This window comes from Mesorhizobium sp. M0058 (assembly GCF_040323095.1).
GTDB lineage: Bacteria > Pseudomonadota > Alphaproteobacteria > Rhizobiales > Rhizobiaceae > Mesorhizobium.
On sequence record NZ_JAMYUQ010000015.1, the window covers coordinates 140606 to 165288 of the forward strand.

Genomic DNA, 24683 nt, shown 5'->3' on the forward strand with positions numbered 1-24683 from the left:
CAAGTTTCACCGCACATATGGATCGTCTTGAATGCCTGCTTCAATCCGCCGGGCGATTGGCTTTGCGCCACTCCTCATATTCGCCGCGGGCATCGTCATGCAGCGGATAGTAGCGCTGCAGCGGTGCGCCCTGCATCAGCTTCTCTCGCGAGAACTCTTCCCAATCGTGATGCTTCCGGGATTCCTCGATCACCTTTGCGGCCATTGCGACGGGAAGCACTACCACGCCGTCGTCGTCCGCCACTATGATGTCGCCGGGGATCACCGTGACACCGCCGCAGGCGATCGGAACGTTGACGGCGTTCGGATAGATGCTGGTTTGCACATGGTAGTTGGGCGTCCAGCCGCGCAGCCATAGCGGCAGATCGAGCTTTTCGACATTCGGCCGGTCGCGCATGCATCCATCGATGACGATGCCCGCGCCGCCTCTGCCCTTGAAGTAGGTCGACATCATATCGCCGAAGACGCCCGAGCTCATGTCACCGCGCGCGTCGACGACGACCACATCGCCTTCCTGCGCGTGGTAGAGCACGTGCCGGTGCAGTTGCGTTTCCGGGTCGGCGTATTCTCCCTCGCTGAAGAGGTCCGGCCGCTGCGGCAGGAACTGCAGCGTCAGCGCCGGCCCGACGATCGACTTCCCATGGTTCTGCGCCACCGGACCGACCATGTGCGGATTGCGGAAACCCATGTGGCCTAGCGTGCCGGCAACCGTCGCGGCGCCGATTTCCCTCAGGGCGTCAATGAGGTCTTTGGGCGGTCGCGTGATGTCAGGGGTATGCGTCATTGTGGACTCCGGATAAAAGGGGACTACCAGTTCGTAACAGACCCGTCGCGGCGCCTGAGGTGAGGCGCTTCCCAGAAACGAAAAGCCTCCGCCTGGACCGCCGCTTCGTTGACCTCGACGCCGAGGCCCGGCAGGTCGCTGACCGGATAGTCGGGACCGTCGAGCCGTGGCTGCACGGGGAAGAAGTCGGAATTGTCGAAGCCCAGCTTCGTCTCGGGTTCCCTGGTCTCGAGCCACGCGAAGTTGGGTACGGCGGCGGCGAGATGCAGGGTCGCGGCCGTGCACACCGGACCAAGCGGATTGTGCGGCATCAGGTCGACATAGTGCGCCTCGCTCCAGCCGGCGACTTTCATCGCCTCGGTGAGCCCGCCGACATTGCAGACATCGAGACGGTTGAACTGATGGATGCCGCGCTCGATGTAGGGCAGGAACTGCCACTTGCTGGCAAATTCCTCGCCGATGGCAAAGGGAATGTCGGTCATCCTGCGCAGGGATTCGTAGGCTTCAGGTGTCTCGTCTCGTATCGGCTCCTCGAGGAAATCCAGCACGCCGCGGCCGAGTTTGTTGCAGAAGCTCGCCGCCTCTGCCACCGACAGCCGATGATGATAGTCGATGCCGAGAACGACGTCGTCGCCAAGCGCCTCGCGCGCCTTGTTCAGCATGCTCGCGGTAGCGCCGATCGACTCGCGGGGTTCGAAGATGTCCCTGCTGCTTTGCCCTGCGGGGAAGAAGCGGATCGCCTGCCACCCCCGTGCGCGCAGCTCCCGGGCTCGTTCGATGGCGACGTCGCCCTCGGCCTCGTCTCCGGTCGAGGCGAAGGTGGGGATGCGGTCGCGCTGCTTGCCGCCCAGCAGTTCGTAGACAGGCACCCCCAGCGCCTTGCCCTTGATGTCGTGCAGGGCGACGTCGATGGCGGAAATCGCCGCCTGCAGAACGCGCCCGCCTTCGAAGTACTGGCTGCGATATGTCTCCTGCCAGATCCGCCCGATCTGCATCGGGTCGCGGCCGATGAGAAACTCGCGATAATGCTCGACCGCGCCGGCAACGGCCTTTTCGCGCCCGCTCAAGCCGCTCTCGCCCCAGCCGAAGACGCCTTGGTCGGTCTCGATCTTGACGAGCATCTGATTGCGCGTTCCAACCCACACAGGATAGGGTTTGATCGCGGTGATCTTGAGCTTTTCAGCCATCCCCAACGTTCCCAATGAACCCCGTCTTGTCTCAGCCGGCCTTGAGGGCCAGTTCAGTTTCGCCATCGAACAGATGCAGCCGCTCCTGGTCGAACTCGAGCCAGATCTGCTCGTCAGGTGCGACCGCGATGTTGGGGGACACGCTGATGTTGACGATGGCGCCTGACAGCAACGCCTGCACAAAGGTGACGTCTCCGGTCGGCTCCACTGTATAGGCCTTGGCCGGGACGCTGCCTGGCACCGCGCTCTTGTGCAGCCTGATGGTCGAGTGACGTGCGCCGAGCACGACTTTCCTCGACGTTGCCCCCGCAACCTTCCGGGCGTTGAGCGGCGAGAGCTCAAGGCTCCAGCCCTCCGCGCCGGTCAACGCAGTGTTGCCGTTTGCTGTCGATGCCTCCAGTGGAACAAGGCTCATCGCCGGGCTGCCGATGAAGCTGGCGACGAACACGTTCACCGGATGGGCAAAGACCTGCGCCGGAGAATCGTATTGCAACAGGTAGCCGCCGTTCATCACCGCCATCTTGTCGGCCATGGTCACGGCTTCGAGCTGGTCGTGCGTGACATAGATGATGGTCGCCTTGAGGTCCTGGTGGAAGCGCTTGATCTCCGAGCGCATCTGGACGCGCAGTTTGGCGTCGAGGTTGGAGAGCGGCTCGTCCATGAGGAAAACGGCAGGGTCGCGGACGAGGGCGCGCCCCAAGGCGACACGTTGCTGCTGCCCGCCTGAAAGTTCGCGCGGCTTGCGCTCGAGCAGGTGCGTCATGTCGAGCACGCGCGCCGCTTCCTTGACCTTCCTGTCGATCTCGTCCCTGGGCAGCTTGCGCATCTGCAGCGGGAACGCCAGGTTCTTGTAGACCGATTTCTGCGGGTAGAGCGCGTAGTTCTGGAACACCATCGCGATGTCCCGGTCCTTGGGGTCGAGGTCGTTGACCACGCGGTCGCCGATGACGATGTCGCCCGATGTGACCGGGATCAATCCCGCGACAAGATTGAGCGTGGTTGTCTTGCCGCAGCCCGAAGGGCCGACGAGCGCAACGAACTCGCCGTCATTGACCGTCAGCGAAACGTCGTTGACAGCTTTGAAGCCGCCATAGGTCTTGACGAGATCTCTCAGGACCACGTGGGCCATCGGCAACTCCCTACGGCATGATGCCGAAAAGTGTGAAGCGGTTTTCGGACGACATCATGCTCTATCTCTTTGATTTAGAGGCGGATTCAGATTTGAGGTCGAACAGACCTGAAATCATCCGGCTCTAGTGTTTGACCGCGCCTTCTGTAAGGGCGCGTACGAAGTATCGTTGCAGGAGGAGGAACAGCACCACGACGGGCACGCTCATCATGAAGCTGGCCGCCATCAGGCCCGGAAAGTCCGTCGTATTCTCCGAGAAGAAACGCTGTATGCCGACCGGCAGGGTCAACTGCTCGTTCTTGGAAAGGAAGGTGTAGGCATAGATGTACTCGTTCCAGGCGCCAATGAAGGAATAGATAGCTGTGGCGATGATTCCGGGCGTCGAGAGAGGCATCACGATCAGGATGAAGGCCTGGAACCGGGTCGCCCCATCGATCCGCGCCGCCTGCTCGAGCTGCACCGGAATGTTGTCGTAAAAGCCCTTGAGCAGCCAGATCGCCAGCGGCAGGCCGAAGGTGAGATAGGTGAGAATGAGCGAGCCATGCGTGTTCACCAGCCCGATCGCGCGCATCAGGATGAAGAGCGGCACGAGAAAGATCACCGCCGGGAACATGTTGCGCAAAAGCACGGTGAAGAACAGGAAGTTTCGACCGGGGAAACGAAAGCGCGAAAACGCGTACGCCGCAGGAACGGCCACGATCACCGAAAGGATTGTGGTGACCGTGGACACGTAGAGGCTGTTCCAGAAAAAACGCAGGAAGTCCTGGCCGACGCTGTTTTGCGGATCCAGCAGCTTTTGGTAGCTGGCCAGGGTAGGCTCTTCCGGCCACCATTGCGGCGGGAACTGCATCGCCGCGAAGCCGGACTTGATCGAGGTGATCAGCATCCAGATCATCGGCAACGCGGTGTAAAGCAGCATGAACACGAGGAAGATGCGCCCGGCCCAACGCCATCCGTCGATGCGCATGCGGCGCCGGGCCGGACGTTGAGGGACTGTCTCGACAATCGTGCTCATGCGCCGCCCTCCTTGCGCTCGTTGCCGGCCAGCGCACGAACGTAGAAGTAGCCCAGCACCATCAGCATGAGGAACAGGAGCACCGAATAGGCCGATGCGACGCCCCATCGCTGCCGGCCGAAGGCGAGCTCATAAATGTGGGTGATCCAGATGTGCGAAGCGTTCGACGGCCCGCCACCGGTCATGATCCACGGGATGATGAAGGAATTGAAATTGGCCACTGCTAGCAGCAGAATTGTCACCGTAGAGACGTTGCGCAGATGCGGGAAGGTGACGTGCCAGAAACGCTGCCATGCATTGGCCCCGTCGACTTCCGCGGCGCGCAGCAACTGGTCGGGGACCGTCTGCAAACCGGCCATCATCATGATCATGGCAAACGGAAACTCGCGCCAGATGTTGACGACGATCAAGGAGGGCAGCACCGTGCTGACGTTGTCGATGAAGTTCGGCGGCCGGTCAGCCAATCCGAGGCCGACCAGCACCGCGCCGATGATGCCGAAGTCCGAATGGTAAATCCACTTCCAGATATAGGAGGCGGCAACCGCGCTGATGACCCAGGGAATGATCAGGATAGCGCGCAGGACACCCCGGCCGATAAACTCGCGGTGGAGGGCCAGCGCAGCGGCAAATCCCAAGGCAAAGGCAACGAAGGTGGATGCGATCGTCCAGATCAGGGTGTTCAAGGTGACTTTCCAGAACACCTGACTGGTGAGGATGGCCGTGTAGTTGTCCAATCCGATGAAGGTCTTGTCGCGGAGCTGCAGGCCAGGCGGCGTTTTAAAGAACGACAGCTCGACCGTGTAGTAGATCGGATAGGCGATGACGATGAGCATCACGGCGATCGCTGGAAGCACGTATGCGTAGTCGGCACGGTGCTCCCAGGTATTCCGCAGCGCCCCGGAGCTACCGGGTTGCAATCTTTGGCGAGCCTCGGCCTTGCCGGTCACGATCGTCACGATGGCGTGCCCTTGTTCTTCGGAGCAAACCGGCTGCACGCACTATCGGCACAGCCGGTCGGATCGCAGGTCAGGCCCGGACTAGAGTCCGTCCATCAGGTTCTTCACCTTCTCGGCCGCGTCGTCCGCTGCCTGGTCGACGGTCATCGCTCCGGTCAGGGCGTTCTGCAGCATGTCCGGGACGATGATATTCATGATCTCGGGCGACTGCGGCAGCGCCGGGAACGGGATGCCGTATGGCAACATCGAGGTCGTGACATCGAGGAACTTGATGTTGTCCAGACGTTCCTTCATCCATTTGGTCTTGAAGCCGTTGAGGTTGCCCGGGTTCGAGCCGGCATACGCCATCTTCAGCGACCATTCAGGGCTCGTCCACATGCAGATGATGGCCTTTGCAGCCGGCTCGTCCACCTTGCCGCCCTCGACATATTCGGGCTTCAGGATGTGAATGTTCGAGCCGCCAAACACGACGGCGCGCTTGCCGTCGGGGCCGGTCGGAATCAGGCCATAGCGCATGTTGTCGATGACGGTCTGCGCCTTGTCCTTGTCGGCGCCCGTTGCCTTCTTCTGCAGGTCGAGCATGACGTTATAGTCGGACGGGTGCGAGACCATCATGCCGAGTTGGCCGGCGACGAACAGGGGCTGGTTATCGGCCTGCTGGTTGGTGAGGGCCGAGACCGGAACCGACTTGTCGCGAACATACATGTCGTAGGAGGCTTGCAACGCCGCCTTGCTCTGCGGGCTATTGAGCTCGACCTCCTTATAGGTCGGGTTCGCGGAGGCTTCGTCGAAGACACCGCCGCCATAGGCCCATAGTTGCGGCATGAAGCGGTACGGCGTGTTGCCGGCGTTCTTGCGCGCCACGAGGCCGTAGCCGGCAATGCCGAGCTTGTCATGGATCTGCTTGGAATATTTGACGACGTCGTCCCAGGTCGCTGGAGCCTTGTCCGGATCGAGGCCCGCACGCTTGAAAATGTCGGCGTTCCAGATGAACGCCATCGTCTCATTGTTGGTGGGAATGCCGTAGGTCACGCCATCCCAGGTTACCGCCTTCATGGCGCCGGGCCAGAAATCCTCTGTGGGATAGCCCACATCTTCCGGCTTGAGCGGCTGCAGATAACCCTTCGAGGCGAACTCGGTTCCGCCCAGGATTTGCAGGCGGACCGCCATCGGCGCGGCATTGCCCAGCAGCGCCGTGCGGAACTTGTCGAGAAGGTCGTTGTAGGTGAGGGCCTGATCCTCGAGCTGGATGTTCGGATAGGTCTTGCGGAAGGTCTCGAAGAAATCCTTGTAGTACTGACGCAGCAGGTCGGGGTCGCCCTCGAACACGCCCTGATACCAGAACGTCAGTCGCCCCTTGTAGTCGAGCGGAGTGACCTTGCCGCAATCGGCGGCCGTGTCGAAATCCTGTGTGCCGGCGATGGAGCGCACATATTCCGGCGACCACTTGCTCAAATCGACTGGCGGCGAACCCAGCGCCGATCCCGACATGAGCGACGCCATCAAAGCAGTGGCGATTGTGCCGCGCAGGACGGCACCGCCGAGTGTAATCCTCGTCATAGTATCCTCCCAGATTCTCCCATGCCGCCGTGCGCCAAGGGCTCGTTCGACCGTGCGGGATGTGTCCTTCTGCTCAATGTATCCCTTCGATCATCTGGTACGTTTTCAGATCGTGGATTGCCTGTCAACGCACCCGATCGTACATTGTTTGCAAAACGCGTGTATGATATCGAGCATGTGATGTACTAATCGGGGGAGCCGGCTTTGGCCGAAACAAGTGATTTCAAAGCAGAGCCACCCGCGGGGATTGATCCCATCGCGGCGTCCAGCGAGGGCGCCTCGCTTTATGAGCTGATCCGGGAAGACATCATCGAGGGACGGCTCGCCGCCAACGAACGACTTGTGGTTACCGATCTCGCCCGGCGTCACGGCACCTCGACCAACCCCGTACGCGAGGCGCTGCAGCTGTTGCGAGGGGAGGGCTTCGTCACCTTTGTCGCCAACCGTGGCGCGCGCGTCCGGCCCATAGACCAGGATTTTGTCCGGGATATCTACGAGATCGGCGTCCTGATCGAGCCGGCCCTGACGCGATGGTTCGTGAACATGGCGACCGGCGAGGACATCGCCGAACTCGAACGCATCCAGGCTCTGATCGAAGAGAACAACTTCACCGACACATTGCGGCACAGTGAACTTGATACCGCCTTCCACACCGTAATGTACCAGCGCCACTACAACCGCCATGCCGCCGAGCTTTGGTGGAAGCATCGCGAAGTGCTGCGGGCGGTGAGCCGGCGTTTCAATTTCACGCTCGCGCGGCGGGCCGCCATCATGCGTGAACACCGCGAGCTCATCGCGCATATCAAAGCGGGAAATGCCGACGAGGCGGCCGAACTCATTGCCCGCCATGTCGAGGGTTCCGGCCGGCACGTTCTCGAACAGATGCGTGCGCGCAACGCCGCTCGGGCCGGATAGAACTTCCAGCCCAGAAAATCATTGGTCCGGCCATCAGACAGAGGTAGTTGAGAGATGAAAATCACGAGCGTTCGGCCGTGGCTGATCAAGTCCGATGCTTCCTATTGGGGAGAGTTCCTGTTCGTCGAGGTGACGACCGACGAAGGGGTCAGTGGCTGGGGGGAAATCACCACCACCACAAGGCTCGCCAACCGCGCGCTGTGCACGATCCTGCGGCAGATCGGTGTTGCCGTCACAGGTGAGGATCCGGCGCGCATCGAGCATCTCTGGCACAAGATTTTCCGCAGCTTCACCTATATGGGCAGCCGCGGCGCCGCAGTCGAATGCGTGAGCGCTATCGACATAGCGCTCTGGGACATTCGCGGCAAAGTTCTAGGCAAGCCGATCTACGAGCTGCTGGGCGGTCCGGTACGCGATGAAATCGCGCTCTATACCCACCCCAACCAGGCCAAGTTTACCAGCAAGGAGGCTGTGGTCCGCGAAATTCGAGACATCGTCGAATCCGGACACACCGGGCTGAAGTTCGATCCTTTCCCCCACCAGGGCCGCATCGCCGATGGCTTGGCGCGCGAACAGCGGGACGGCTACCTCGATGGCAGCATGACCCGCAAGGACGAGCGCGAGGCTGCCGAACTAACGGCTTTGATCCGTGAAACGGCGGGGCCCGATGTCGACATTCTCATCGACGCGCATGGCCGCTTCGACGTCCCCACCGCCATTCGCCTCTGCCGAAGCCTCGAGGAAGCCGGCCAGATCGACTGGTTCGAGGAGCCATGCCCGCCAGAAAGCCTCAATGCTCTCAAGCAAGTGCGTGAGAAGGTCAGTGCCGCCATCTCGTGGGGCGAGCGCGGCCACACCAAATGGGATTTCGTGCCGGTGCTCGAGAACAGGCTTGCGGACTACATCATGCCGGACGTTACCTGGACCGGAGGCATTACCGAACTGAAGAAGATTTCCGCCCTGTGCGAAGCCTACTACATCCCGGTCTCGCCCCATGACGCCGCGGGACCGATCAATGTGGTTGCGGGAGCGCAGGTGATGATGACGGTTCCCAACTTCTACAAGCTCGAAACGTCGGAGTGGAATCTCGATAAATACAACCACCTCATCGACGAGCCACTCGATGTTTCGAACGGCAGCCTCAAGCTGGCGTCGAAGCCGGGTCTGGGCGTCGAGATGAACCGAGACTACCTGCAGGCCCACGAGATAGAGCTTGGCTAGCAACGCTTATGCAGGCCGGGGGTGCGGGGCGCCACCATCAGAACGAGGATAAGCCATGGCAAAGACGGGTAGCGCCGGCGAGGCGCTCAATCGGGTAAATACGAACTCCAGGCCGAGCGACCTGCGCATCACCGACCTGCGGGTCGCCGAGATCGTCGGCGCGCCGTTCACCTCGGCGCTGATCAAGATCTACACCAATCAAGGCATTGTCGGCCTGGGCGAAGTGCGCGACGGCGCCAGCGCGACCTATGCGCTGATGTTGAAGAGCCGGTTGCTAGGCGAGAACCCTTGCGACGTCGACCGGCTGTTCCGCCGCATCAAGCAATTTGGCGGCCATGGACGGCAAGGTGGTGGTGTCTCGGCAGTCGAGATCGCGCTGTGGGATCTCGCTGGCAAGGCCTACGGCGTGCCGGTCTACCAGATGCTTGGCGGACGGTTCCGCGACAAGGTGCGGGTCTATTGCGACACCGACGCGGACAAGCCCAGCGGCACCGAGACCGGCAAGCGGCTCAAGGCGCGGATGGATCTTGGCTTCACCTTCCTCAAGATGGATCTCGGTCTGGCGCAGATCGCGCACATATCGGGCGCAGTGGTGGCGCCGGCCGGCGTGCTCGACGGTTTCCGCAGCCATGCCGCGCGCGGTCCGGCACGCACGCTGGACGAGCGCCGGGCGCGCAACGCCGCCTATGATGCGCAGAACGTGCCGCATCCCTTCACCAGCCTCCATTTCACCGAAAAGGGCCTCGACCTGCTCGATCAATATATTCACGAGGTCCGCGAGGTGATCGGCTACGAGGTCCCGCTCGCCATCGACCATGTCGGCCACATCTCGCTGCAGGACGGCATCCGTCTGGCCCGGCGGATCGAGAAGTATGCACCGGCCTGGCTCGAGGACGTGATCCCCTGGCAGTACACCGAGCAGTATCGGCAGTTGCAGCAGGCGACCTCCGTGCCGATCTGCACCGGTGAAGACATCTACCTCAAGGAAGCATTCCAGCCGCTGCTCAACGCCGGCATCTCGGTCATCCATCCGGATCTGCTGACCACCGGCGGCATTCTCGAGACCAAGAAGATCGGCGACGCAGCGCAGGAGCATGGCGTCGCCATGGCCATTCACATGGCGGAAAGCCCGATCGCGGCAATGGCCGCCGCGCATGTCGCTGTAGCCACGGAAAACTTCATGGCGCTCGAATATCACAGCGTCGAAGTCGACTGGTGGGACGATATCGTCACCGGCCTGCCCAAGCCGCTGGTCAAGGACGGCTTCATCACCGTGCCCGACAAGCCTGGTCTGGGCATCGACGACATCGTCGACGAAGTGATCAGCCAGCACCTGCAGCCCGGCGTCACCGGCATCTGGCAACCGACCGATCACTGGGACGACGAATATTCCTGGGACCGCACCTGGAGCTGACTCTACACTTCTCTCCTCGGAGGGAGAGGTAAACAGAAGGATGGACCATGATCTACGAACTTCGCATTTACGACTGCGTGCCGGGCCAGCTGCCGGCGCTGCTCAAGCGTTTCAACGACCATACCTTGGCGCTGTGGGACAAGCACGGCATCCGCCAGGCCGGGTTCTTCACCACGGTGGTCGGCGAAAGCAGCAATCGACTGACCTATTTCATCGCCTGGGAATCCCTTGCCGAGCGCGAAGTGAAATGGAAGGCCTTCACCACCGATCGGGCATGGCTCGAGGCCCGCGACGAGTCCGAGCGCGATGGCCCGATCCTGGCCAATATTTCCAGCCAGTTTCTCGCGCCAACCGCCTTCTCGTCGGTGAAATAGAGGACATCATGAAGATCACCGATCTCAGGTGCGCCGTCATCGGCAAGCATCCCATCGTGCGCATCGTCACCGACGAAGGCCTCCATGGCCTCGGCGAGGTTGAGTACACCAAGCCTTATCTCAAGCCTTGGGTGCTGCATTTCCGCGACGCGCTGATCGGCGAGGACCCGACCGATGTCGAACGCGTGATGTTGAAAATCCGCCAGCGCGGCTCGTTCAAGCCCTATGGCGCCGCCGTCAGCGCTATCGAGCATGCTCTGTGGGACATCGCCGGCAAGGCGGCAGGCGTTCCGGTCTACAAGCTGCTCGGCGGCAAGGTGCGCGACAAGGTGCGGGTCTATAACGGTTCCATCCGCAAGAAGCGCACCGGCGACAGGCCGGAGGATTACGCGGCCGACGTCAAATGGATGATGGAGCGGCCGGAAAACTTCTTCATGGTCAAGCAAGGCATCAGCTTTCATTCCAACATGAAGACCAGCGTCCCCGACTTCCACTACGGCGTGCGTCAGCCGCCGACCTATCACGGCGCGATGGACCAGGGGCAGATCAGCGAGCGCGGCATGGCGCATATGATCGAATGCGTCATCGCCATGAAGGATGTGCTCGGCGACAAGGTCTCGCTGGCGCTGGATTGCGGCCCCGGCTGGTTCCTGCCCGACGCCATCCGCTTCGCGCGGGCCGTCGAAAAATACAATCTGATGTGGCTGGAGGATATGCTGACCGGCGACTACGTGCCGTGGGTCAATCCGCAGGCCTACCGCGAACTCACGACATCGACGTCCACCCCGATCCATACGGGCGAACAGATTTATCTGCGCCATAATTTCAAGGAACTGATCGAAACACAGGCGGTGCGCGTCATCGGCCCGGATCCTGCCGATATAGGCGGTATCGCCGAGCTCAAATGGGTGGCCGAGCATGCCTATATGCACTCGATCATGATGGCGCCGCACGGCACGGCGAACGGTCTGCTGGGCCTCGGCGCGCTGATCAATGTCTGCGCCACGCTGCCGGCCAACTACATCGCCTTCGAATATCCCAGCGCCTCCGACCCGTGGTGGGAGGACATCGTCATCGGCCTGCCCAAGGGGCAGATCGTCAGGGACAGTATGGTCGACCTGCTCGAAGCTCCGGGACTCGGCCTCGACATCGATGCCAAAGCGGCGAAGAAATACCTGTCGGAAGAGGACGCCGGTTTCTTCGACCGATAACGATCCGAGGCGACCTGAGCGTCAAGGGCTATCGAACGGCTCGCACACATGGGTGAGCGTCCACGCCGTGCCGCCTATTTCGTTTCGGGCAGCATCTCGTCCATCAACTGCTTGACGGCCTCGGCGGATCTTTTCATCCCGGCTTCGTCCATGGCCCAACCGGCGAAGCGTTCCAGCAAGGTGGCGAACCTTACTAGGTCCTGCTCATCCCACTGTGCCAGCGATCCGGCGAAAATCCGCCATTTGGTCTGGCGCACCGCCGCCACGAGGCGCTCACCCTTGGCGGTGAGTTTGAGGCAGATGCGGCGGGCATCGCGTTGCGATGCGACACGGCAGGCATAGCCGCGTTCGACGAGGTCGGCCGCGATGCGGCTGGCGCGCGACGGATCGATCTCGAGGCGCTCGGCGATGACGCCAACCGTCACCTCATCCTGCTGGGTAGCGCTGAAAACCGGATTGTTCGCGATGGCGCTGATCGCATCGAGATGGCTCACTTCCAGCGAAGGGTCTACGCGCGCCAGGATCATGCGGCCGAAGTCGCGGCGCTGGATCGAGCGGCGCACCTTGCTCATTACCGCATCGATGGCGGCCACGGCCTCGGCCGCCGGTTCGGACAGGCCGCTGCCGCGCGCCAGACCGGCGAGGTCCCGATCGCCGCGCGTCTGGAACAGGGATGGAAATCGGTCCGGACTGCTGGATGCGTTGCTGCTCATCCATAGCGCGTTAGCAAGAATATATGCTGATGTCAATTATATGCTGAGCGCACATATCTGGTTGACACCTCTCGGCTGTGGGCACATAAATCGCGCCCCAAGCTACGGAGACACCGATGACTGTCGAGCAGACGCTGCCGGACGCGCGGCCCGTTGAGGCCCAAGTCAGGCCCGACCTTACGACCTTGATCGTCTATTTCGGCGCGCTGATCGCCATGTTCATGGCAACCATCGACATGCAGATCGTCGTCACCGCCTTGCCCACCATTGCCGGCGAACTCGGCAATCTGCATTTGTTCGGCTGGGTCGGTGCCGCCTACCTGCTCTCGACCGCCGCGGTCTCGCCATTCTACGGCAAGCTCGGCGACATGTATGGCCGCAAGAATGTCGTGCTGACGGCGATCGGCCTGTTCCTGCTGGGCTCGCTGGTCTGCGGCATGGCATGGTCGATGGAGAGCCTCATCGCCGCGCGCGTGCTGCAAGGCATCGGCGGCGGCGGCCTGATGGTCTCGGCCTTCGCCATGATCGGCGAACTGTTTTCGCCGCGCGACCGCGCGAAATATCAGGGCTACAGTTCGGCGGTGTTCGCGCTGTCATCAGTGCTCGGCCCGCTGGCCGGCGGCTACATCACCAGCCTGTTCGGCTGGCGCTGGGTGTTCCTGGTCAATCTGCCGATAGGCATCATCGTGCTGGCGGTGCTGGCCTTCGCCATGCGCAGCCGGTTCAACGAAAAGCGGCACCGCATCGACTATCTCGGCGGCGTGCTGCTCGCCACCGGCACGACGGCGATCGTCTATTGGGGCTATCATGTGCTCGACCCCAGCGGGCCGGACCTGCTCACCTTCGTATTGCCACTCCTCGCGCTGGTCGCCATCACCTTGTTCATCATGGTGGAGCGCCGGGCCGAAGAGCCGATCGTGCCGTTGCGGCTGTTCGGCAATTCGACGGTCAGCATCGTCTCGGGCGTGTCGCTGGTCGCCGGAACGGTGACGCTGGGCATGTTCTTCTATTTCGCCCTCTACATGCAGACGCTGACGGGTCTCAGCCCGGCCGAAGTCGGCTTCCTGTTCCTGCCGGCGTCGCTGACATCGATGGTCATCTCGATCGTCGCCGGGCGGGTAATTGCCGCAACCGGACGCTACAAATGGATGCCGGTGGTCGCCATGGGTATTGGCGGGTTTCTGATGCTGGGCTTTGTCCTCACCAACCAGCACACGCCGATCTGGGTGCTGGCAACGATGATGGCTGTGTTCGGCATCAGCATGGGCCTGCAGTTCCAGGTGCTGATCGTGGCGATCCAGGCGGCGGCACCGCTGCAGGATATCGGCGCGGTGACGTCGCTGATCACCCAGGCGCGGACGCTCGGAGCATCGCTGGGTCTGGCGCTGAACGGCGCGGTGATGATCTGGGCGCTGAACCGGCAGACAGCCGAGCTTCCTGCAGACGCCGCCGCCCGGCTGCCGGGTGGCCTGAACGGGTTGACGCCGCACCTCGCATCGAGCCTGCCGGGCGCGATCCGCGAAGTGGTGCTCGACCATTACTCCAGTGGCTTCAACGTGATGTTCATCTGGGTGGCGGCGCTCTATTTCGTCGCCATGGGGCTGACGCTGCTGCTCGAGGACAAAGAGATCCCGAAGCGGGCCTGAGCCAAAGCTTGTGTCATGCGCTGGGTTTAGGCATTTGGCGATGATCTGAAATCACCGAGGAGGACAGCCATGATCATCGACACTCATCTGCACCTGATCGACCTGTCGGCGCTGCGCTATCCCTGGCTCAGCCGCGAGCCGGCGCTCAACCGCGATTTCCCGCACGCAGAATATGCGATCCAGGCCCGCCGGGCCGGCATCGAGGCCGCGCTGCATATGGAGGTCGACGTCGATGAAGCCGACATCCAGGCCGAGACCAGCCATGTGAAGGCGCAGTCGCTGGAGAAGGGCAGTCTCTTGCGCGGGGCGATCGCCTCCTGCCGCCCGGAGGAGGCCGGTTTCGCCGCCTATCTCGAGCGCCAGCAGGCCGATCCCTTCGTCAAGGGGTTCCGTCGCGTGCTGCACGTCATGCCGGACGAGCTTTCGGACAGCGCGCTGTTTCGCGAAAACATCAAGCGGCTTGCCGGCACCGGCCTGACCTTCGACCTCGTCGTGCTGCCGCATCAGATTCCGCTAGCGATTGCGCTTGCCGATCTCGCGCCGGACGTACAGTTCGTGCTCGACCATTGCGGTGTGCCCGACATCAAGGGCAGCAACGAGCATCCGTGGCGCGAGCATATGACCGAGATCGCGCGGCGTCCCAATGTCATCGGCAAGATCTCCGGCGTCGTCGCCTATGCCGATGCCGGCTCATGGACCGTCGAGACCTTGCGCCCCTATGTCGAACACACGATCGGCTGCTTCGGCTGGGACCGCGTCGTGTGGGGCAGCGACTGGCCGGTGTGCACGCTTGGCGGTGGCCTTGCGACCTGGGTGACAGCGACGCATGCGCTGATCGCGGGAGCCAGTCCCGACGAACGGGCGAAGCTGCTTTCGGGCAATGCCAGGCGGACGTGGAAGCTATAGAGGCGGTACATAGCGCTCGAGATCGCCGGCAAGCGTGCAGAGCACGATCAGTGCTCTATCTGACGCCGATGCCGGCGGTCAGTCCGCCATCAATCCTGTAGTCCGCGCCGGTGCAGAAGCCGGCCTTCGACGAGCAAAGGAAGGCGATGAGTTCCGCCACTTCCTCCGGTTCGCCGATGCGGCCGAGCGGATGCGCCGCGCCGAAGCGCTTGTAGGCCTCTTCGACATCGGCATCGCTGCCGCCGTCGCCGCGCGCGGCCTTCTCCAGGATCGGCGTGCGGATCGAGCCCGGGCTGACCGAATTCACCCGGATGCCTGATGCCGCATAGTCGAGCGCCAGCGAGCGGGTCAGCGTGTGGATGGCCCCTTTGGTCGTGGCATAGGCGGCGACGTTCTGCTGGCAGGCAAAACCCTGCACCGAGGCGACGTTGACGATGGCGCCGCCACCGCGCTTGATCATTTCGGGGATGCCGAAATGCGCGGTCAGGTAGATCGAGCCGACATTGACCGTCATCGTTCGGTTCCAGGTTTCCCAGTCGGTCGTCGTCGCGGTGCCATAGGGATGGACGGCGGCTGAGTTGACGATGACATCCAGGCCGCCGAACCTTGCGACGCCAGCCGCCACCGCGTCGCGCACCTGGTCGGAAACGGAGACGTCGGTGTCGATGACCAGCACCGCTGCTCCAGCGCTTTCCAGTTGCGCTTTCATCGCCGCATTGGCGGCGCGGTCGATGCCGCAGGCGATGATTGCGGCGCCACCGGCCGCAAGGCGTCTGGCGGTTGCCAGGCCAATGCCGGTCGTCCCCGTCACCAGGGCGACCTTGCCGTCGAAATCCATCATTTCTAAAAACTCCTCCATTTTCTATCGACTCCCATCGGGGTCCAACAATAAGTTGCCAACCTCAGAAGGAAAGCCGAAAATGGAACAATGCTGGCGCTGGTATGGGCCTGATGATCCGGTGACGCTCGATCATGTCAAGCAGGCGGGCGCCACCGGCGTGGTCTCGGCGCTCCACCATATCTATGACGGCCGGGCGTGGCCTGAGGCCGAAGTGCTGGAGCGCAAGCGCATTATCCAGGAAGCAGGACTGACCTGGTCGGTCGTCGAGAGCATTCCGGTCCACAATTCCTTCAAGATCGGCGCGCAGGAACGCGAGCGCTATGCCGGCTATTACCGCGATTCGATCCGCGCGCTGGCCAAGGCCGGCATCGCCACGATCTGCTACAATTTCATGCCGGTGGTGGACTGGACCCGCACCGATCTAGCCTACCGTCTGCCGACGACAGGCTACGCCCTGCGTTTTGATGCCGTTGATTTCGCCGCCTACGATCTGTTCGTGCTGAAGCGCAAGAACGGAGCTGACAGCTACACGCCGGCGCGTATTGCGCAGGCGGAAGCGCGGCTGAAGGAATTGCCGCCCGAGAAGATCGACCAGATCGAGCGCAATCTGATCGCCGGCCTGCCGGCTACAGAGCGCAAGTATGACCGCGACAGTTTTCGCGAGGCGCTTGCGGACTATGACGGAATCGGGCCGAAGGAGTTGCGCGGCAACCTCGCGTGGTTCCTGCGCGAGATCATTCCGGTGGCGGAAGAGGAGGGGGTGCGCATGTGTATCCACCCCGACGATCCGCCGTTTTCGCTCTACGGCCTGCCGCGCGTCGTTTCGACCGCCGAGGATGCGCGTTTCATTCTCAATGCCATCGACAGCCAGGCCAATGGGCTGACGTTCTGCACCGGGTCCTACGGCACGCGCGCCGACAACGACATCGTCGCCATGGTCAAGGAATTCGCCGACCGCATCCACTTCGCCCATCTGCGCAACATCACCATCGAGGATGACGGCTCGTTCTACGAGGCCGAGCATCTCGAAGGCGGCACCGACATGGCGCATGTCATCCTGGCGCTGATGCAGGAGGAGGCGCGCCGCCGCAAGGAGGGCCGCGCCGACTGGCAAATCCCGATGCGGCCGGACCATGGCCACCTGCTCGCCGACGATATCGGCAAGACAAGGATCAATCCCGGCTACTCGCTGATCGGCCGCCTGAAGGGCTTGGCCGAATTGCGCGGCATCATGCGGGCCGTGGAAACGTTTGGGCTGGCTTGAAGGGGCAACGAACTTGCGTTCAATGCCGACGCCGGCTCAGCGTGCGTCGCTGTAGATAATGCGGCCGGCGCGGACGCAAGACACCTCCGATTGCCAGGTTGACAGAAAGCTGACAATGTATCATATCCGGAAAAGCTGACTATGTATCATATTATCTAGCGCTAGGAGAAAGACCGGCAAAGCCGGCGCCCCAGGGAGGGATCGTGGGAGAGGCTATCAGCCAGTGGAGCAATTGGTCGGGCTATGTCACGGCCACGCCGCAGGCTTTTGCCGAACCGCAGAGTCTCGATGAGCTGAGTGGTGCCATTCGCAACGCGCCGGGACCAGTTCGATTCGCTGGCACGGGCCATTCCTTCACGCCTCTGGTCAAGAATGACGGGACGATCCTGTCGCTTGATCGCTTCGAGGGCCTGAGGTCGCACGATCCCGAAAGGCTGACAGCACGGGTCGGCGCCGGCACCAAGATCGGCGCGCTGGCAAAGCTGTTGCACGGCGTCGGCCAGGCGCTGCCGAACATGGGCGACATCGACAAGCAGGCGTTCGGCGGGGCGCTGGGCACCGCCACCCACGGCTCGGGCATCACGCTCGGCGCTTACCATACCCAGCTCGAGGCGATGCAGATCGTCGACGGGCGTGGCGCCGTGAAAGAGTTCGACCGTGCCAAGAGCCCCGACATGATCGAAGCCATGGGCGCTTCGCTCGGCGCTTTCGGCGCCGTCACCGAAGTGACGATCCGCAACGTGGCGAGTTACCGGATGCGGCACCGCCGCTGGACGGCGCCGATTGCCGATGTGCTTGCGCAATTCGAAAGCACCATGACGGCGCATCGTTCGGCCGAGTTCTACTATGTGCCGTTTTCCGGCCAGGCGCTGCTGATTGCCAGCGACATCACCGAGGCGCCGGCGACGGTGCGTCCGCCGACGGAAGACGACGATGCGGTGACGACGCTGAGAAAACTGCGCGACTATCTCAGCTGGCTCCCTTGGCTGCGCCGCCGTCTCATCGGCTCGGCCTTCGCCAAGGTGCCGGCCGAGGATTATGTCGAGGAGTGGCTGAAGGTCTTCACCTCCGAGCGCAACGTCAAGTTCAACGAGATGGAATACCACCTGCCGTTCGAGGAAGGGGCGCCCGCACTCAGCGAAATCATTGCGCTGCTCGAGACGCGGTTTCCAGAGGTCTATTTTCCGATGGAGGTGCGCGTCGTCGCGCCCGACAATGTCTGGCTCAGCCCCTTCTACAAGCGCCCAACCTGTTCCATCGCCATCCATCACGGCGTCGAGCGCGATCCGATGGCGTTCTTCAACGCCGCCGAGCCGATCTTCAGGAAGCGCGGCGGCCGCCCGCATTGGGGCAAGATGCACAGCCTGACATCAAGGGAATTGAGCGCGCTCTATCCGCGCTGGAACGATGCGATGGCGGTCCGCCGCGAGATGGACCCGGACAACCGCTTCGTGTCGCCCTATATTGCCAGGCTGCTCGGCGTCGCGGCATGAGCTTGACCGACACCTATTTCGCGGAAATGTCGGGCGCGCTCAGGGCAGCCGGGATCTTTCAGCCTTGCCTGGTGCTCGATCTCGACCGGCTCGATCACAACATCGCTGCGATCAAGGCGAAGTTCGCCACGGGCCTCGATCTGCGCCTCGTCGACAAGTCGCTGCCATGCCTGCCGCTGATCGACCATATCCGCGCTGCGTTTGCGACCGACAGGCTGATGACCTTTCATCTGCCGATCAGCGCCGAGATGCTGAAAGTGTTTCCCCAAGTCGATCTCCTGTTGGGCAAGCCGATGCCGGTTGCCGGCGCCAGGCACGCGCTGACGAAGGGCGTTCTCGCCGGGCTCGGCGAAGCTACGTCGCGCATCGTCTGGCTGATCGATACCGAGGAGCGGCTGGCCGCCTATGGCTCGCTTGCCGCCGAGCTCGACCGCGAGCTGCGCGTCTGCTTCGAGGTCGATGTCGGCCTTCATCGCGGCGGTATCAGCGATCCCGACTCACTGGCCCGGGCAGTTTCCGCGTTGGCGAATTACCCGCGGCTGAAATGCGAAGGCGTCATGGCCTACGAGGCGCATATCGGCCATATCCCCAAACTGCTGGGAGGACCGGCCAAGGCGCGCGTCAAGGCGATCAGCCTGTTTCGCCAGTATGTCGCTTGCCTTGCCGCCGACCAGCGCAAGATCCTCAATCTTGGCGGCAGCAGCACCGCATTGCTCTATGACAGCTGGGTCGGCGCCAATGAATTGTCCATCGGATCGGCTTTTATGCTGCCGACCGATTTCGATGTGCCGAGCCTCAGCCAATTGCGGCCTGCCGCATTCATCGCGACGCCGATCATGAAGGTGGTCGATGTCCAGGTGCCGGGCCTCGACCAGCGCTCCTGGCTGCTGCAGAAGCTCGGGCTGTTGCCGCGGCGCGGCTGTTTTCTCTATGGCGGAAAATGGATGGCGAAGCCCGTCCATCCCGTGGGGATGAAGACCGACAAGACGTTCGGCTTTTCGACCAATCAGCAATTCATGGCGCTGCCCGACAACGTCAATGTCGGGCCTGACGACTACGCCTTCCTGCGTCCGACCCAGAGCGAATTCGTGCTACAGCAGTTCGGTTCGATCCAGGTCTATTCCGGCGGGAAATTCGTCGAGCAATGGGCCGCACTGCCGTTTTCGTAGAGCAATTCCAGGAAAAGTGTGAAGCGGTTCCGTCCGGAGTTGCGTCAAACAAAGAGACCGAAGTGGAGGAGGATAGGATGGTCGCCAAGGCAGTCAAAACTCAGCCCGTGCAGCCTGAATGGGCAGCCGAACTCGACCTCGCCCTCACCGATCTCGACGCCAGGAAGGACGACTGGGCGCAGACCTCGAATGGCGAGCGGATCGCCTTGCTGCGGCAGGTCAAGGATCACATCCGCGAGGTCGCCGAGGCGTGGGTCAAAACCGCGACGCGCAAGAAGGGCATCCCGACCGGCTCGCCGCTGGAAGGCGAAGAATGGCTGGCTGGCCCGGCGGCGCTGATGGATGGCTGCAACCAGTTCATCCACACGCTCAGCCTGATGGAGGGCAAGAAGTTTCTCGACAGACTGCCGGTCCGCACCTTGCCTAGCGGACAGGTGGCGGTAACGGTGGTTCCGAATTCGCTCTGGGACAAGGTGTTGTTCACCGGGCTGAAGGCCGAGATCTGGATGCAGCCCGGCGTGACCAAGGCGAACCTCGCCGCAAACACCGCATCGGCCTATGACGCGCCGCGCACCAGCCGCAAGGGCAAGATCGGCCTCGTGCTCGGCGCCGGCAATGTCGCCTCGATCGCGCCGCTCGACTGCCTGCACAAGCTTTTGGTCGAGCACCAGGTGGTTCTGCTCAAGATGAACCCGGTCAACGACTATCTGATCGATTTCCTGCGGCCGGCGCTGCGGCCGCTGATCGAATTCGGAGCGCTGCGCATCGTGCGCGGTGGCGCCGATGTCGGCGCGTATCTGTGCAACCACGATCTCGTCGACGACATCCACATCACCGGTGCCGCCGCCTCGCATGACGCGATCGTCTGGGGGCCTGGCGAGGAGGGCCGCAAGAACAAGGCGGCGGGCACGCCGCGCAACAGCCGGCGTATCACCTCGGAGCTTGGCGGCGTGGCACCCACCATCGTGGTGCCCGGTCCGTGGTCGGATGCCGATATCACCTACCACGCCGAACTGATCGCTACCCAAAAGCTCAACAATTCCGGTTTCAACTGCATCGCCTGCCAAATGCTCGTGTTGCCCGAAGGCTGGGGCAAATCCGATGCGCTTTTGGCAGCACTCGAAAAGGTGATGCAGAAAGCCCCGTCGCGCCCGGCCTATTATCCCGGCGCGACCGAGCGCCTCGCCGCCTTCGAGGCGCACGCCGACACGGCACAAAAATTCGAGCGGCCTGGCGGGCCCGCCTGCGTTGTGGTGCCGTTCCGGCCGGGCACGGACGCCTATCTCGAAAATGCCGAGGTGTTCGCGCCGGCGCTCAGCGTCATGCGGCTGCCGGCGGGCAATGCGGAATCCTATCTGCGCGCCGCTGTCGCCTACGCCAATGAAAAGCTGCACGGCACGCTTGCCGCCAACATCCTCATCCATCCCAGGACGATCGCCGAGATCGGCCGGCAGCGCTTCGAGGAAATCATTGCCGAACTGCGCTATGGCGGCATCGGCATCAATTCCTGGAGCGGCGTTCTGTTCGCGCTGCTGCGCCCGACCTGGGGTGCTTTCCCTGGCCACACGCTCGACGATGTGCAGAGCGGCATCGGCGTCGTCCACAACACCTATTTGTTCGACAGACCGGAGCGCAGCGTGCTCGAAGCGCCGTTCCGCATCATGCCGAAGCCGGCCTGGTTCCTGACCCACAAAAGGGCACACATGGTCGGCCGCTTGATCACCGAGTTCAACTACCGGCCGAGCTTCCTGAAGCTGCCGCGCATCATCTGGAACGCGCTGCGCGGCTAGCAACGAGCATCCGATGTCAAAAACAACAAGCCGGGACAGGAGTTACGACAATGGCTGACACGGATGCAATCATCGTCGGCGGCGGGCTGGCCGGCCTGGCCGCAGCCGCGGAACTCGGCGATGCCGGAAAGCGCGTGATCATCGTCGAGCAAGAGGGTGGCGGTTTTCTCGGCGGCCAGGCATTCTGGTCGCTCGGCGGCCTGTTTTTGGTCAACACGCCCGAGCAGCGCCGCCTGCGCATCAAGGACAGCCGCGACCTCGCCTGGCAGGATTGGCTGGGTTCTGCCCAGTTCGACCGGCCCGAGGACCATTGGCCAAGGAAAGTGGCGGAAGCCTATGTCGATTTCGCCGCCGGCGAGATGCGGCCGTGGCTCTACGCCATGGGCATGCGCTGGTGGCCGGTGGTCGGCTGGGCCGAGCGCGGCGGCGCGCTGGCCAATGGCCACGGCAATTCAGTGCCGCGCTTCCACCTGACATGGGGCACTGGGCCGGGCGTGGTCGCGCCGTTCGAAAGGCGCGTGCGCGAGCACGTCGCCAAAGGGCTGATCACTTTGAAATTCCGTCATCAGGTCAGCCGGCTGATCAAGACCAACGGCGCGGTCACCGGCGTCGCGGGCGAAATCCTGGAGGCATCCGATGTCGAGCGCGGCAAGCAGTCGAGCCGCACGGCCGTCGGCGATTTCGACCTTTCGGCCGGTGTCGTGATCGTCACCTCGGGCGGCATCGGCGGCAATCATGAGTTGGTTCGCAAGGTCTGGCCGGTCGGGCGGCTGGGGCCAGCGCCGAAGCGTATGGTGCCGGCGTGCCGCACCATGTCGACGGCCGCATGGTGGCGATCACCCAGGACGCCGGCGGGGCCGTCATCAACGCCGACCGCATGTGGCACTATGTCGAGGGGATCAAGAACTGGAATCCGATCTGGCCGAACCACGGCATCCGCATCCTGTCGGCGCCGTCGCCGCTATGGTTCGATGCTCTGGGACAACGCATGGAGGCGCCGTTCTTCCCGAGCTTCGATTCGCTCGGCACCTTGAAGCGTATCCTGTCGACGGGACACGATTATTCCTGGTTCGTGCTGAGCAAGACGATCGCTTCGAAGGAGTTCGTGCTGTCGGGTTCGGAGCAAAACCTAGACTTTACGGCCAAGGATTGGCGGGCCGTGCTGAAGAACCGGCGCGGCGGCAAGGCGCCACCATCGGTGGCAGCGTTCCTGGAAAAGGGCGAGGACTTCGTCGTCCGCGACAACCTGGCCGACCTGGTCGCCGGCATGAACGCGCTGTCAGGCGACAATCTGCTCGACTACGACCGGCTCAAGGCGCAGATCGTGGCGCGCGATCGCGAGGTCGACCATGCCTATACCAAGGATGCGCAGGTCACAGCCGTCCGCGGCGCCCGCAACTACATTGGCGACAAGATCTTCCGGGTGACCAAGCCGCACAAGATACTCGATCCCAGGCACGGGCCGCTGATCGCGGTGCGCCTCAACATCCTGACGCGCAAAACGCTTGGCGGCCTGCACACCAATCTCAATTCGCAGGTTCTCGACGGCAATGGCGAACCCATTGCCGGGCTCTATGCGGCAGGCGAGGTGGCCGGCGGCGGTGGCGGCGGCTATCACGGCTACAATGCGCTGGAAGGGACATTTCTCGGCAGCTGCATCTTCTCCGGCAGGAACGCAGGCCGGCACGCCGCGGGCAGGTGACGCGGCTGGCGGGCCAAGAAAAGGTCGATGAGAACAGGACATCCGCCATGTTCCATGGATAGCGACTGCTTTCGATCGCTTGCGGCAACCCAGGCGGTCAGCGAGTTGCGGCTTGCCGGCGCCGACGGTTCCCATGCGCTGGTGCTCGGCGCTGCGGCCCATCAGAGGCCTGCGTTACGCTGGCGCCACCGCGAAATCGAACCCGAGGTCCTGAAGGCCTGGCCGCAAGGTCGGCCGAGCTACCACTCGGCGAAGGAGCCGTCCTTGTGACGCCAGACCGGGTTGCGCCAGCGGTGGCCTTCCCTGGCCCTTTCCTTGACGTAGTCCTCGTCGATTTCGACGCCGAGGCCGGGACCATCGGGGATTGCGACATAGCCATCCTCGTAGCGGAAGACGTCCTTGTTGGCGGCATAGTCGAGCAAATCGTTTGCGGCGTTGTAGTGGATGCCGAGGCTCTGTTCCTGGATGAAGCAGTTGTAGCTGACGGCATCGAGCTGCAGGCAGGCGGCGAGCGCGATCGGGCCGAGCGGGCAGTGGGGCGCCACCGCAATGTCATAGGCCTCGGCCATCGCCGCGATCTTGCGGCATTCGGTGATGCCGCCGGCATGCGACAGGTCTGGTTGGATGATGTCGACGGCGCCTTGTTCGAACACCGATTTGAAATCCCAGCGGCTGTAGAGCCTCTCGCCGAGTGCGATCGGCGTCGAGCCGAGGGCGGCGATCTCCTTCAGCGCCTCGCGATTTTCGCTCAGCACCGGCTCCTCGATGAACATCAGCCGGTAGGGTTCCAACTCCTTGACCAGCATGCGCGCCATCGGCCGGTGGACGCGGCCGTGGAAATCGACGGCGATGCCAATGTTGGACCCAACGGCCTCGCGCACCATGGCGACTCGTTCGACAGCCGCATCTATTCTGTCATGGCTGTCGACGATCTGCAGTTCCTCGGTGCCATTCATCTTCAGCGCCTGAAAACCGCGCGCCACCACTTCCCTGGCGCCATCAGCCACTTCCGCCGGCCGGTCGCCGCCGATCCAGGAATAGACCTTGATGCTGTCGCGCAGCTTGCCGCCGAGCAGTTCGTGCACAGGCACGCCGAGCGCCTTGCCCTTGATGTCCCACAGCGCCTGGTCGATGCCGGCAATGGCGCTCATCAGGATCGGCCCGCCGCGGTAGAAGCCGCCGCGATGCATCACCGTCCAATGGTCCTCGATCAGGCGCGGGTCCTTGCCGATCAGATAATCGCCAAGTTCCTTGACCGCTGCCTCGACCGTCAGCGCACGGCCTTCGACCACAGGCTCGCCCCAGCCGGTAACGCCGGCATCAGTCTCGATCTTCAGGAACAGCCAGCGCGGCGGGACGATGTAGGTGGTGAGCGAGATGATTTTCATGCTGG

20 protein-coding genes and 1 pseudogene are annotated in these 24683 nt (G+C 62.8%); 12 read left to right on the forward strand and 9 right to left on the reverse strand.

The genetic code is table 11. The annotated features are described in order from the left end of the window. Positions 1–40 precede the first annotated feature (40 nt). From NKJ75_RS25100 to NKJ75_RS25125, 6 genes are all read right to left on the reverse strand, one after another. Positions 41–784: a ribonuclease activity regulator RraA gene (locus NKJ75_RS25100; RefSeq protein ID WP_023702107.1), complete on the reverse strand. Its 744-nt coding sequence runs from the start codon at positions 782–784 to the stop codon at positions 41–43. 23 nt (positions 785–807) lie between these two features. Next, positions 808–1971 (reverse strand): mandelate racemase/muconate lactonizing enzyme family protein, encoded by a 1164-nt coding sequence (locus tag NKJ75_RS25105; RefSeq protein ID WP_023729481.1) that lies wholly within the window; start codon positions 1969–1971, stop codon positions 808–810. Between the two features lie 31 nt (positions 1972–2002). Beyond that, positions 2003–3100: an ABC transporter ATP-binding protein gene (locus NKJ75_RS25110; protein ID WP_352500325.1), complete on the reverse strand. Its 1098-nt coding sequence runs from the start codon at positions 3098–3100 to the stop codon at positions 2003–2005. A gap of 124 nt (positions 3101–3224) precedes the next feature. Continuing rightward, positions 3225–4115: a carbohydrate ABC transporter permease gene (locus NKJ75_RS25115; RefSeq protein WP_023729478.1), complete on the reverse strand. Its 891-nt coding sequence runs from the start codon at positions 4113–4115 to the stop codon at positions 3225–3227. Beyond that, complete coding sequence (locus NKJ75_RS25120; RefSeq protein ID WP_023729477.1) at positions 4112–5071, reverse strand: carbohydrate ABC transporter permease; 960 nt, start codon at positions 5069–5071, stop codon at positions 4112–4114. The genes NKJ75_RS25115 and NKJ75_RS25120 overlap by 4 nt, the downstream gene beginning before the upstream one ends. Positions 5072–5152: 81 nt before the next feature. Next, positions 5153–6631 carry an ABC transporter substrate-binding protein gene (locus NKJ75_RS25125; RefSeq protein WP_031204070.1) on the reverse strand — a complete coding sequence of 493 codons (1479 nt, stop codon included), beginning with the start codon at positions 6629–6631 and terminating at the stop codon, positions 5153–5155. Between the two features lie 204 nt (positions 6632–6835). Here NKJ75_RS25125 and NKJ75_RS25130 point away from each other — a divergent pair, with 204 nt between their 5' ends. From NKJ75_RS25130 to NKJ75_RS25150, 5 genes are read left to right on the forward strand one after another with little or no spacing between them, the layout of a single operon-like run. Continuing rightward, positions 6836–7546, forward strand: coding sequence for a GntR family transcriptional regulator (locus NKJ75_RS25130; protein WP_023833967.1), 711 nt, complete (start codon positions 6836–6838; stop codon positions 7544–7546). 54 nt (positions 7547–7600) lie between these two features. Beyond that, positions 7601–8767, forward strand: coding sequence for a mandelate racemase/muconate lactonizing enzyme family protein (locus NKJ75_RS25135; RefSeq protein WP_023681194.1), 1167 nt, complete (start codon positions 7601–7603; stop codon positions 8765–8767). Positions 8768–8822: 55 nt separating this feature from the next. After that, the gene (locus tag NKJ75_RS25140; RefSeq protein WP_023833966.1) at positions 8823–10181 is read left to right on the forward strand and encodes a mandelate racemase/muconate lactonizing enzyme family protein; all 1359 of its coding nucleotides are present in this window, start codon (positions 8823–8825) and stop codon (positions 10179–10181) included. Between the two features lie 47 nt (positions 10182–10228). Then, positions 10229–10555: an NIPSNAP family protein gene (locus NKJ75_RS25145; protein WP_023702115.1), complete on the forward strand. Its 327-nt coding sequence runs from the start codon at positions 10229–10231 to the stop codon at positions 10553–10555. Between the two features lie 8 nt (positions 10556–10563). Then, positions 10564–11766 (forward strand): mandelate racemase/muconate lactonizing enzyme family protein, encoded by a 1203-nt coding sequence (locus tag NKJ75_RS25150; protein ID WP_023833965.1) that lies wholly within the window; start codon positions 10564–10566, stop codon positions 11764–11766. A gap of 74 nt (positions 11767–11840) precedes the next feature. On the opposite strand, the gene NKJ75_RS25155 is transcribed toward NKJ75_RS25150, so the two are convergent. Next, complete coding sequence (locus tag NKJ75_RS25155; RefSeq protein WP_023744514.1) at positions 11841–12479, reverse strand: MarR family winged helix-turn-helix transcriptional regulator; 639 nt, start codon at positions 12477–12479, stop codon at positions 11841–11843. Positions 12480–12595: 116 nt separating this feature from the next. Here NKJ75_RS25155 and NKJ75_RS25160 point away from each other — a divergent pair, with 116 nt between their 5' ends. After that, on the forward strand, positions 12596–14125 hold the full coding sequence (locus tag NKJ75_RS25160) for an MDR family MFS transporter (protein ID WP_031204068.1): 1530 nt from the start codon (positions 12596–12598) through the stop codon (positions 14123–14125). Between the two features lie 69 nt (positions 14126–14194). Beyond that, positions 14195–15031, forward strand: coding sequence for an amidohydrolase family protein (locus NKJ75_RS25165; RefSeq protein ID WP_023744515.1), 837 nt, complete (start codon positions 14195–14197; stop codon positions 15029–15031). Positions 15032–15086: 55 nt separating this feature from the next. Here the strand turns inward: NKJ75_RS25165 and NKJ75_RS25170 are convergent, their stop codons facing one another. Beyond that, positions 15087–15872: an SDR family NAD(P)-dependent oxidoreductase gene (locus NKJ75_RS25170; RefSeq protein WP_023744516.1), complete on the reverse strand. Its 786-nt coding sequence runs from the start codon at positions 15870–15872 to the stop codon at positions 15087–15089. 79 nt (positions 15873–15951) lie between these two features. Here NKJ75_RS25170 and uxuA point away from each other — a divergent pair, with 79 nt between their 5' ends. From uxuA to NKJ75_RS25195, 5 genes and pseudogenes are all read left to right on the forward strand, one after another. Beyond that, positions 15952–17136 carry a mannonate dehydratase gene (uxuA, locus tag NKJ75_RS25175; RefSeq protein WP_352500326.1) on the forward strand — a complete coding sequence of 395 codons (1185 nt, stop codon included), beginning with the start codon at positions 15952–15954 and terminating at the stop codon, positions 17134–17136. 203 nt (positions 17137–17339) lie between these two features. Next, positions 17340–18629, forward strand: a complete 1290-nt coding sequence (locus tag NKJ75_RS25180; RefSeq protein ID WP_023815861.1) for a D-arabinono-1,4-lactone oxidase — start codon at positions 17340–17342, stop codon at positions 18627–18629. Beyond that, positions 18626–19798, forward strand: a complete 1173-nt coding sequence (locus NKJ75_RS25185) for an alanine racemase (protein ID WP_352500327.1) — start codon at positions 18626–18628, stop codon at positions 19796–19798. The genes NKJ75_RS25180 and NKJ75_RS25185 overlap by 4 nt, the downstream gene beginning before the upstream one ends. Before the next feature lie 77 nt (positions 19799–19875). Next, positions 19876–21588, forward strand: coding sequence for an aldehyde dehydrogenase family protein (locus NKJ75_RS25190; protein ID WP_023826421.1), 1713 nt, complete (start codon positions 19876–19878; stop codon positions 21586–21588). A 50-nt stretch (positions 21589–21638) separates the two neighbouring features. Continuing rightward, a pseudogene (locus NKJ75_RS25195) lies at positions 21639–23290 on the forward strand (FAD-binding dehydrogenase). Positions 23291–23529: 239 nt separating this feature from the next. Here the strand turns inward: NKJ75_RS25195 and dgoD are convergent. Continuing rightward, a complete protein-coding gene (gene dgoD, locus NKJ75_RS25200; protein WP_023702126.1) occupies positions 23530–24678 on the reverse strand; it encodes a galactonate dehydratase in 1149 nt (382 codons plus the stop codon). Positions 24679–24683 lie beyond the last annotated feature (5 nt).

Bases quoted from the DNA above. Each gene is read 5' to 3' on its own strand.
- NKJ75_RS25100 (WP_023702107.1), bottom strand. From the start codon at position 784: ATGACGCATACCCCTGACATCACGCGACCGCCCAAAGACCTCATTGAC.
- NKJ75_RS25105 (WP_023729481.1), bottom strand. From the start codon at position 1,971: ATGGCTGAAAAGCTCAAGATCACCGCGATCAAACCCTATCCTGTGTGG.
- NKJ75_RS25110 (WP_352500325.1), bottom strand. From the start codon at position 3,100: ATGGCCCACGTGGTCCTGAGAGATCTCGTCAAGACCTATGGCGGCTTC.
- NKJ75_RS25115 (WP_023729478.1), bottom strand. From the start codon at position 4,115: ATGAGCACGATTGTCGAGACAGTCCCTCAACGTCCGGCCCGGCGCCGC.
- NKJ75_RS25125 (WP_031204070.1), bottom strand. From the start codon at position 6,631: ATGACGAGGATTACACTCGGCGGTGCCGTCCTGCGCGGCACAATCGCC.
- NKJ75_RS25135 (WP_023681194.1), top strand. From the start codon at position 7,601: ATGAAAATCACGAGCGTTCGGCCGTGGCTGATCAAGTCCGATGCTTCC.
- NKJ75_RS25140 (WP_023833966.1), top strand. From the start codon at position 8,823: ATGGCAAAGACGGGTAGCGCCGGCGAGGCGCTCAATCGGGTAAATACG.
- NKJ75_RS25145 (WP_023702115.1), top strand. From the start codon at position 10,229: ATGATCTACGAACTTCGCATTTACGACTGCGTGCCGGGCCAGCTGCCG.
- NKJ75_RS25150 (WP_023833965.1), top strand. From the start codon at position 10,564: ATGAAGATCACCGATCTCAGGTGCGCCGTCATCGGCAAGCATCCCATC.
- NKJ75_RS25155 (WP_023744514.1), bottom strand. From the start codon at position 12,479: ATGAGCAGCAACGCATCCAGCAGTCCGGACCGATTTCCATCCCTGTTC.
- NKJ75_RS25160 (WP_031204068.1), top strand. From the start codon at position 12,596: ATGACTGTCGAGCAGACGCTGCCGGACGCGCGGCCCGTTGAGGCCCAA.
- NKJ75_RS25165 (WP_023744515.1), top strand. From the start codon at position 14,195: ATGATCATCGACACTCATCTGCACCTGATCGACCTGTCGGCGCTGCGC.
- NKJ75_RS25170 (WP_023744516.1), bottom strand. From the start codon at position 15,872: ATGATGGATTTCGACGGCAAGGTCGCCCTGGTGACGGGGACGACCGGC.
- uxuA (WP_352500326.1), top strand. From the start codon at position 15,952: ATGGAACAATGCTGGCGCTGGTATGGGCCTGATGATCCGGTGACGCTC.
- NKJ75_RS25185 (WP_352500327.1), top strand. From the start codon at position 18,626: ATGAGCTTGACCGACACCTATTTCGCGGAAATGTCGGGCGCGCTCAGG.
- NKJ75_RS25190 (WP_023826421.1), top strand. From the start codon at position 19,876: ATGGTCGCCAAGGCAGTCAAAACTCAGCCCGTGCAGCCTGAATGGGCA.
- dgoD (WP_023702126.1), bottom strand. From the start codon at position 24,678: ATGAAAATCATCTCGCTCACCACCTACATCGTCCCGCCGCGCTGGCTG.